Annotated in this window: 3 protein-coding genes and 1 pseudogene; 2 read left to right on the forward strand and 2 right to left on the reverse strand. The window is 54.3% G+C overall.

Features of this window, described 5'->3' with window-relative positions:
* The first annotated feature begins 214 nt into the window (after window positions 1–214).
* On the forward strand, window positions 215–3796 hold the full coding sequence (locus tag RCH09_RS19280; protein ID WP_326942771.1) for a PAS domain-containing protein: 3582 nt from the start codon (window positions 215–217) through the stop codon (window positions 3794–3796).
* Between the two features lie 440 nt (window positions 3797–4236).
* A complete protein-coding gene (locus RCH09_RS19285; protein WP_326942772.1) occupies window positions 4237–5106 on the forward strand; it encodes an endo alpha-1,4 polygalactosaminidase in 870 nt (289 codons plus the stop codon).
* 62 nt (window positions 5107–5168) lie between these two features.
* Here the strand turns inward: RCH09_RS19285 and RCH09_RS19290 are convergent.
* Window positions 5169–5582 (reverse strand): annotated as a pseudogene (locus RCH09_RS19290) (transposase); the annotation flags it as partial.
* Between the two features lie 200 nt (window positions 5583–5782).
* Window positions 5783–5962, reverse strand: a 180-nt coding sequence (locus RCH09_RS19295; protein WP_326942773.1) for an ATP-binding protein, incomplete at its 5' end; no start/stop codon positions are given.

Genomic DNA, 5962 nt, shown 5'->3' on the forward strand with positions numbered 1-5962 from the left:
GGAATGTGGCCGGCCAGCTTGGCGCTGGTTCGCGCTAAATACCGTATTCGCTACGAAGTGAAATTGGTCAAGACGTCGCTCGTGAGGCGCTTACGCTCAAATCCCCACCGATGAACCGCAACGTCTTGCATCCCTGCACAATTTAGGCATTCTGGACACCAGCGCTGAAGAAAAGTTTGACTGCCTGACCCGCGCAGCAGCACTCGTATGCGGCATGCCCATTTCGCTTCTTAGCCTGGTGGACGCAGAGCGACAATGGTTCAAGTCCAACTACGGCCTAGGCCCAGCAACCCAGACCCCACGTGACGCTTCATTCTGTGCCCACGCCATCCTGGGCGACAGCATTTTTGAGGTACAGGACACGCTGACAGACCCGCGCTTTGCTGACAATCCACTGGTCATTGGCGACCCCGGTATTCGCTTTTATGCTGGCGCGTCTTTGGTGCTGAGTGATGGTGCTCATGTGGGGACTTTATGCGTTATTGGACGGGAACCGAGCGTCCTTAGTTCAGTTCAACGTGAAGTGCTTGGTAACTTGGCGCGTGTGGCGGTGTTGGCCATGGAGTCGCGCCACATTACTATTCAACGAGCAGACAGCGAGGCACGATTTCGTGCCCTGAGCGAAGCTTCGCCGTTGGGTATCTATGCAACAGATGTAAAAGGAGCATGCGTGTACACCAATGCCAAGTGGCAGGCCATTTATGGCCTGAGCGAGGCGCAAAGTCTGGGAACCGGCTGGACCGCTGCCGTACATCCAGAAGACAAAGCTGCAGTGTTCGCCGAATGGCAAGCCTGTGCTGACTCTGGACAACCCTTCGCAATGGATTTTCGCTTGGGTCAAACAGGCGGATCCTTGCGCGTGATACACAGCACTGCCCGCCAAACAGTGGACGAGCATGGCGTGTGTACTGGCTATGTCGGTACCGTTGATGACATCACCGAAAAGTCTGAAGTGAAGTACATCAACGAATCGATGTTGTCGATGATCAAGACGCACCGCATCGTTTCATTTACAGACTTGAGTGGTGCGATTACGGAGGTGAACGACGCGTTCTGTGACATCAGCGGCTACAGCCGTGACGAACTGATGGGCAAGAACCACAGCGTCATCAACTCGGGCACGCACCCCGCGGCGTTTTTTACGGCCTTGTGGCGTAGTTTGAAACGCGGAGAATCCTGGCAAGGTGAAATATGCAATCGTGCCAAAGACGGTCAACTGTACTGGGTTGACAGCATAATTGCGCCATTGCGGGGTGCCGATGGAACTATTGAGCGGTATGTCTCTATTCGAACTGATATCACCGAGCGCAAACGCCAAAGTGAAGAGTTGCGTAAGAGCCAAGAATTTCTGTCTCAAACAGGGCGTTTGGCGGGCGTTGGCGGTTGGGAGGTGGATATCCTTGCCGGCATTGTGTATTGGTCTGACGAAACATGCCGCATACACGAAGTGGAGCCAGGGTACCAACCCGTTCTTTCAGAAGCGATTAACTTCTACGCACCTGAAGCGCAACCGGTGATCCAAAAGGCCGTTGAAGAAGGTATCGCTTTCGGTAAGGACTGGGACCTGGAACTGCCAATGATTACTGCGATTGGCAAGCGCATTTGGGTCCGTGCTGTGGGCCATGTCGAGTTCGCTAACAATGCGCCGCGCCGACTGGTAGGGGCATTTCAGGACATCACTGAAGCGTACTTGCAGCGCCAACAGATCAACCATATCCGCAATCGGTTTGTACTCGCCACCCAATCAGGTGGCATCGGTGTTTGGGACTACAACTTGGTAGACGAAACCCTGGCTTGGAGCGCAGAGATGTATCTGCTGTACGGCTTGCCGCCTACAAATGAAACAGGCGTCTACGAGCTTTGGTCCAGCCATCTGCACGCAGACGACAAAGCAAACGCAGAAGCCGCTCTGCAAGCCGCGATACAAGGCAAAAGCGACTTTCAGCCGGAGTTTCGCGTGATCTGGAATGATGGCAGCATCCATTTCATTCGGGCGGCAGCCATAGTTGAGCGCGATGACAGCGGTAAGGCACTTCGCATGGTAGGTGTGAATTGGGACATCACTGCCCAGCGCAACGCAGAATCCGCCCTTGCCCAAAAAAATGATCTGCTGCGGGTCACCATGGAATCGATCGGTGATTCGGTGATCACCACAGACGCCAAGGGGTGCGTCAGTTGGCTCAATCCGGTTGCGGAACGCATGACAGGGTGGACAAATTCCGAAGCCTCTGGTCGCCCCCTGGCGCAAGTTTTTCATATTGTCAATGAACAGACCCGTTTGCCCACCGAAAACCCGGTGGACACTTGCCTTAAGCATGGCAAGATGGTGGGACTTGCGAACCACACTTTGCTGATTTCCCGGCACGGTGAAGAGTTTGGCATTGAAGACTCTGCGGCCCCCATTCGCAATGCAGTTAACGACGTTTTGGGCGTTGTTCTAGTGTTCCATAATGTGACAGAGCAGCGGCGCATGTCTGGTGAGATGTCTTTTCGCGCCACGCATGACGAACTCACTGGCCTGGTCAACCGCGCTGAGTTTGAAGCGCGTCTGCGCCGACTCCTCCAAAAGTCGCACGAAGACGGTAGCCACCATGCTTTGATGTACATCGATCTGGACCAGTTCAAGCTGGTGAATGATGCCTGTGGTCACTCGGCGGGCGACCAGTTGCTCCAGCAAGTCAGCAAGCTACTCGGGGAAGGAGTGCGCGCGCGAGATACTCTGGCGCGTCTGGGTGGAGACGAATTCGGCGTTATTTTGGACCATTGCACAACTGAACAGGCCCAGCGTGTAGCCCAGAAGATTTGTGACCGCATGGAAGAGTTCCGTTTCCTGCACGATGGCAGGCGCTTTCGCATTGGTACGAGCATCGGCTTGGTCGCTGTGTCCAACGCGTTTGCGACCGTCGTCGCAGTGATGCAAGCTGCAGACACCTCTTGCTACGCCGCCAAAGAGGCTGGCAGAAACCGTGTGCATACATGGTTTGACACGGACCAGGCGCGGCGTGAGAGGCACGGTGAAATGCAATGGACAACGCGTATAGAACAAGCCTTGGATGAAGATAAATTTGTGCTGTATGCCCAGCGCATCACTGCTTTGGACGGGGACAAACACGGCACCCACGCAGAGGTGTTGCTGCGTATGGTCGACCACGATGGGAGCATTATTGGTCCTGCAGCGTTCATACCCGCAGCAGAGCGGTTTAACTTGGCGTCGCGCATCGACCGTTGGGTACTCCGCAATGCGACGGCTTGGTTAGAGAAGTATGCGGATCAAGCCAACGTGGAGACCCTCAGTGTCAACTTGTCCGGTCAGTCTGTCGGTGACAGGGCTTTCCATCGGCACGTGATCGAAAAGTTGGCGGCACTTCGACCCAACATCTGCAAGCGTTTGTGTTTCGAAATTACCGAGACTGCCGCAGTCACTAATCTGGCGGATGCTGCACTCTTTATCGAACAAGTAAGGGCACTGGGTGTGCGTATTTCGTTGGATGATTTTGGTGCGGGCGCCTCGTCGTTCGGCTATCTCAAGTCTCTGCGGGTGGACTACCTCAAAATCGATGGCCAGTTCATCAAAGGGCTGGTCGATGACCCGCTAGATGATGCCGCTGTGAGGTGTTTTGTCGATGTGGCGCGCGTTGTAGGCGTGAAGACTGTTGCCGAATATGTTGATGGGGAAGCGGTCTTGCAACGTGTTCAAGCCCTAGGAATCGATTATGCACAGGGCTTCCATTTGCACAAACCAGAACCTATCGACCAATTGGTAAAGGCGCAGGAACTACAGCCGCAATTGGTTTGACGTCTTTGCAGTCCGACGTGAGTATTCCGGACCACCGTGGCCGATTTTAGTGTCGGACAGGAATGGCCGCTCACGATACCGGCACGCCGTTGTATTGCATCAGAGTGGTATTGCGACTGGTGACAGGATCGTCCAGAACTGACCCACCGATCCGTTGCTACCGGACGCGTTACAATTTGAATGCGTAATACCATTCCGTGAGCAACGGTTACGTTCGCCGAAATACGCAAGAGTAGACCAACGGGAGCGGAGCGCAGCTTCTATTAACGATTTTTCGGTTCTTTCGGCCTTGCAGTGTCGCACCGCGTCGTCGAGGCCTCAAGGCCATTCCGAACCGAGGCACCGAAGCGAGGCGGCAGCGCAAACACGCGCATTGGCTCAATTCGACATCGGCGCGCAACGGAATCTCCACTCAGTGATTTAATTTTACGAACGCAATAATGAAAATTGACACTACTACAGCGCTTATTGGTGCGATTTTTCTGTTGAGCAGCTGTGGCGGCAGTTCGTCAATGGAACCTACCGCGGCAACAAATCCGGCTACTTCAATTCCTGTGTTACCGAAAGCTGGCCCACTTTCAAAATGGGTCCCCAAGGTTACCGATACATGGCAATGGCAATTGCACGGCAGCATTAACACCGCTTATCCCGTCAGTGTTTTTGACGTCGATTTATTTGATGCACCTCAAGCCACCATTGATGGCTTTAAGTCTCAGGGCAGGCGAGTCGTGTGCTACTTCTCCGCTGGCAGCTCCGAAAATTTTCGTGTTGACTTCAAGCAGTTTCTCCCGAAGGACCTTGGTAACACCCTTGCCGGATATGACAATGAACGTTGGCTCGACACGCGTTCGGCTAACGTCCGTGAACTCATGAAAACCCGTTTGGATCTCGCAATGGCGAAAGGCTGTGATGGCGTCGAACCAGATAATGTCGATGGTTATGACAACAACCCGGGCTTCCCGTTGACGCCTGCCACACAGCTTGATTTCAATAGCTTTCTTGCGGCAGAAGCACATGTGCGGGGACTGGCGATTGGACTGAAAAACGATATTCAGCAAATCAGTGCTCTATTACCCATCTTTGATTTCGCGGTGAACGAACAGTGTTTTGAGAAAAACGAATGTGCGACGTATGCTGCCTTCGTCGCAAGTGGCAAGCCAGTATTCAATGCTGAATATGCGCCGCGGTATCAGGATAATTTAGGTGGAGCACGGGACACGTTATGCAAAGCGTCGCGATCAGCTGGATTTCATACCCTAGTACTTCCGTTGTTGTTGGATGATTCGTCGCGTTATTCGTGCGACCAGTGACCGGGTGTTCGCGCTGATCGAAATTTGACCCACCGGGGGTGCGGCGTAAAACTTGGACTGGTTTATGCCGTGATGCCGAGGCTCTCTCGATATTCTCGGGGACTGAGAGAGCCAAGGGACATCTTGATGCGCTTTTCGTTATACCACCGGATGTAGGAATCGATTATCTGGATGAATTGCTCAACAGTTATCGCCTGCCAGTTCCGAGGATAGAACAGTTCGGTTTTCAGCCGGCCAAAGAAGCCTTCACATGCCGCATTGTCAGGTGAGCACCCCTTGCGCGACATCGATCGAACCAGGTTGGCGTTGTTCATCCGCAGGAGCCACCCAGGCCAGCGATAGTGGGCGCCACGATCAGAGTGAACAACGGGGCGGTCACCGCCGCTGGCCACCGTTTCGATGGCAGCATCCAACATTGTGTTCACCAAGTCGGCGTCTGGACGCGTGCCGATGGACCAACTGATAACTAAACTGTTCGCGCTGATCGAAATTTGCCCCACCCTGCCGATTGAAATTTGACCCAGGGCCGGGCGCTGCATTTTGAGATGGCAGCTGTGGATAACTATACCAAACAGCGGGTTGGGAGTTGTTCTTTCACATTGATTCCCGCAACAGGATGGCGCGGGGAAAGCTGCGCAGGGCGTAGCCCGTAGCAGATTTCCCCGCGCGCGCCGACTTAGAACGGTTCTTCCGACGGCTCGACCTTGCCTCCCTTGCGAGACTGTTCCCGCGCCTTGATGCGGGACTTCGCTGCGATCGTGCTGTGCTGGAAACGATACGACTCATTGCCGGTCTCGACGATATGGCAGTGATGGGTGAGCCGGTCCAGCAGCGCCGTCGTCATCTTCGCGTCCCC

The sequence above is a fragment of the Actimicrobium sp. GrIS 1.19 genome, assembly GCF_035984655.1.
In the GTDB taxonomy this organism is placed as follows: Bacteria; Pseudomonadota; Gammaproteobacteria; order Burkholderiales; family Burkholderiaceae_D; genus Actimicrobium.